The following is a 3,502-nucleotide window of genomic DNA, read 5'->3' on the forward strand; positions in this document are numbered from 1 at the left end:
ATGTCCACACCCAAGGTCGGTTTCGTCTCGCTCGGCTGCCCCAAGGCGCTGGTGGATTCCGAACGGATCCTCACCCAGCTGCGCACCGAGGGCTACGAGATCACCCCGAGCTACGACGACGCCGACGTGGTGGTGGTCAACACCTGCGGTTTCATCGACAGCGCCAAGGCGGAATCGCTCGATGCCATCGGCGAGGCGATCGCCGAGAACGGCCGGGTGATCGTCACCGGCTGCATGGGCGTGGAGGAAGGTGCCATCCGCGACGTGCACCCCAGCGTGCTGGCGGTGACCGGCCCCCAGCAGTACGAGCAGGTGGTGGGTGCCGTGCACGACGTCGTACCGCCGCGCCAGGATCACGACCCGCGCATCGACCTGGTGCCGCCTCAGGGCGTCAAGCTCACCCCGCGCCACTACGCCTACCTGAAGATCTCCGAGGGCTGCAACCACAGCTGCAGCTTCTGCATCATCCCCTCCATGCGCGGCAAGCTGGTCAGCCGCCCGGTGGGTGAGGTGCTGAGCGAGGCCGAGGGGCTTAAGCGCGCAGGCGTCAAGGAGCTGCTGGTAATCTCCCAGGACACCAGCGCCTACGGGGTCGACCTCAAGTACCGCACCGGCTTCTGGAACGGCCGCCCTGTGAAGACCCGCATGACCGAGCTCTGCGAGGCGCTCAGCGAGCTCGGCATCTGGGTGCGCCTGCACTACGTCTACCCCTACCCGCACGTGGACGAGCTGATCCCGCTGATGGCCGAGGGCAAGCTCTTGCCCTACCTGGATATCCCCTTCCAGCACGCAAGCCCGAAGGTACTCAAGGCGATGAAGCGTCCCGCCTTCGAGGACAGGACGCTCGAGCGCATCAAGCGCTGGCGGGAAATCTGCCCGGAGCTCACCATCCGCTCCACCTTTATCGTCGGCTTTCCCGGCGAGACCGAGGAAGACTTCCAGACCCTGCTCGACTGGCTTACCGAGGCCCAGCTCGACCGCGTCGGCTGCTTCCAGTACTCCCCGGTCGACGGCGCCCCGGCCAACGACATGGATCTCGAGCCGGTGCCGGACGACGTCAAGCAGGAGCGCTGGGAGCGCTTCATGGCCCACCAGCAGCAGATCTCCGCCGCCCGCCTGCAGGCCAAGATCGGCCGCGAGATCGAGGTGCTGGTCGACGAGATCACCGACGAGGGCCCCATCGGTCGCAGCCACGCCGACGCCCCGGAGATCGACGGCATGGTGTTCCTGGAATCCGACCAGGAACTCAGCCCCGGCCAGATCGTACGGGCACGGGTCACCCATGCCGACGAGTATGACCTCTGGGCCGAGGTGGTTAACGCCTGAGCGTAGAGGATTCATGACCTTCGATCACGAACTTGACAGTAGAGACAAGGTACCGATGGTTGACGCCGATCTTCCCGAGATTCCTGTAGAGCTCGAAATCAGCATCGACGCCTTCCTGGAGGCGTCATTACGGCACATCCTCCAGCATGAGAGTGCCGACGCCTACTTCGCAGCGCTCGATGAGATCGCCCGACACAGCGGCGTTACCGAATGGTTCGATCCGCAGATGCCCTTCTGGCCGATCGCGCGCACCCTCTGGGACAACGCGCCGTTGCCCTCGCGGGGCTTCCGGCCGGACCCGCTTCCTGCGCCGAAGCGCAACGACCCTTGCCCCTGCGGCTCGGGCAAGAAGTTCAAGCGCTGCTGCCAACCGCTGCAGCAGGAACTCCCCCTGGGCCTCAACGACGAGCTGCCGGTGCTGCGTATCGCCGCGTCACTCTTCACCGCCAAGCAGCGCAAGGAAGCCGCCAGCAAGGCACCGCCCAGACTGCGGCTGGTGCTCGCCGAGCTGGAACTGGATGACAACCACCCCGGCAAGGCGCGCACCCAGCTGTTGAAACTGCTCAAGCAAGGAGGCCTGGAGGCCGACATTCAGGCCCAGGCCGTCCATCTGCTGGGCGACGCCTATAACGCCCTCGGCCATCAATCGGCCGGCGAGAAGGCGCTGAGCGACCTGCTCCCAATCCTTAAGCCGCCGGCCGCCGCCGAGGCGTTCCACTGGCTGACGGGCCAGGCGCTGCTGGATGGCCGCCCCGCCGAAGCCATGGCGTTGCTCCACCAGGCCGAGACGCTGGACCCGGACAACCTGGCCAACGGCCTCTTCAAGGTGGTCTGCCTGCGCGATATCGGCGCCGATGCCGAGGCCCAGCGTACCGCCCAGGAGTGGCTGCCGGTTGCCCGGGAGCTGGGGCTCGAGGATGCCATCGCCTTCTTCGAAGAGCAGGCCAGCCTGGCCACCCTGCCGGACGACATCCCGTATAACGAGGATGAGCCCGAAGCGTTCGCCGATGCCCCCCCGGAAGACGACAGCCTGATGGCCCTGTTCGGCGCGCCGGATGAGCTACTGAGGCCGGTTGCCGGCCTGCTGAAGGCCGCACTCCGCCAGCCGCTCTACCCGGTCACTTTCGAACCGGGCCCGCCCGGCCCCGATGGCGATGGAACCCAGTGGGTGCTGATGCTGCCAGCCGAGGTCGAACGGGCCCAGGCGGTCCTCTACCAGGCCGGCGAGGGTCAAGATCCGCTGGATCCCGAGCTGATCCGCCAGCATCCGGCGCTGCTGCAGAGCCCCGATTTCCTGCAGCAGCTCGACGCCTTTGCCGGCGCTGCCTTCAGCACCGCTCACGAGCAGTTCAACAAGGCGCTGCAGCGGCAGCAGGAGCGAGTGATTGCCCATGTTCTGGACGCCCTGCCCGAGGGCGGCCAGCTGCCCTGGGCGTGGCTGGAACATCGCCCCCTGCTCAGGCTGATGATGCAGCACGCCCTCGACCAGGAGGGCCAGAGCGCCGCCATTCGCGGCCTCTCGCGGCTGCTGGCCCTCTGCCCGAACGACAACCTGGGCGTGCGCGCCCCGCTGGTCAACGCCCTGCTGCGCGAGGGGCAGGATGAAGCGGCGCTGGCCATCTGCGAGCGGTTTCCGGACGACGCCCTGGCCGAGACCCGCTATGGCCGGGTGCTGGCCCTGGTGCGACTCAACCGCCTGCATGACGCCGAAAAGGCCCTCTCCCAGGCCTATAGGACGCTACCCAAGGTGCTCAACTACCTGGTCGCCAACAAGCGCAAGCCGCCGAAGCTCAACCCCCAGGGCATGACCATCGGTGGCCCCGATCAGGCGTGGTATTACCGCCAGGAGATGCGCGACCTCTTCCAGGCCACCCCGGGTGCGCTTGGCTGGATGGACAGCATCAAGAAGCGGCTGAGGTAACTCTGCTATCCTTGACGACGCTTGCCCCTACCGGAGGTTGCCTTGACGCGCACCCGCAAGAAGAAGCTGCCCATCGGCATCCAGACCTTCGCCGACATCATCGAGGGCGGCTACTACTACGTCGACAAGACACCCCACATCCACCGCCTGGTGGAAGAGGGCAAGTACTACTTCCTCTCGCGGCCGCGGCGCTTCGGCAAGAGCCTGCTGGTAGACACCCTGCGCTGCCTCTTCGAGGGCCGCGAAGCGCTGTTT

3 protein-coding genes are annotated in these 3,502 nt (G+C 66.6%); all 3 read left to right on the forward strand.

Annotation, left to right across the window (positions count from 1 at the left end):
* Nucleotides 1-1,326: 30S ribosomal protein S12 methylthiotransferase RimO (gene rimO / locus IBX53_RS15380; RefSeq protein WP_290911029.1), on the forward strand; the 1,326-nt coding region annotated here is incomplete at its 5' end.
* Nucleotides 1,327-1,381: 55 nt separating this feature from the next.
* Nucleotides 1,382-3,247 carry an SEC-C domain-containing protein gene (locus tag IBX53_RS15385; protein ID WP_290911032.1) on the forward strand — a complete coding sequence of 622 codons (1,866 nt, stop codon included), beginning with the start codon at nucleotides 1,382-1,384 and terminating at the stop codon, nucleotides 3,245-3,247.
* A 42-nt stretch (nucleotides 3,248-3,289) separates the two neighbouring features.
* The coding region (locus IBX53_RS15390) for an AAA family ATPase (RefSeq protein ID WP_290911034.1) at nucleotides 3,290-3,502 on the forward strand (213 nt) is incomplete at its 3' end.

This window comes from Halomonas sp., from assembly GCF_014859505.1.
In the GTDB taxonomy this organism is placed as follows: domain Bacteria; phylum Pseudomonadota; class Gammaproteobacteria; order Pseudomonadales; family Halomonadaceae; genus Halomonas.